General features: G+C 51.6%; 1 protein-coding gene. It reads right to left on the reverse strand.

Going from position 1 to position 281, the window contains the following annotated elements:
• On the reverse strand, positions 1-281 hold a 281-nt coding region (locus tag AC1RP4_RS07980; protein WP_481763273.1), incomplete at both ends, for a hypothetical protein.

Below are 281 nucleotides of genomic sequence, written 5' to 3' on the forward strand. Positions count from 1 at the left end.
GTGTCTCCAGCCATTTTGATTGAAGCGCAGTAGCTGCCTTCGACATGTAGCGGATAACCGAATATTTTGAGGGCTTCAAATCGGAGATGAGCTGATAGCGCGGAATCGCGGCGCTCGTCATCTCAAAGGCCGGGTTCCGGGCGCGCGCCAGAAACTTTTTGTACGATTCGTTTTTGATTGCGCCGGGTTCCTGATCGCGAAGCTTCGTATAAGTTTCGTTCACTTCGTCTCGACGCCACGTCGGCATATAAGGAATCACGATGCCTTGATTGATATGAGCC

This window comes from Dellaglioa sp. CoH-56-MRSF-10, from assembly GCF_056782175.1.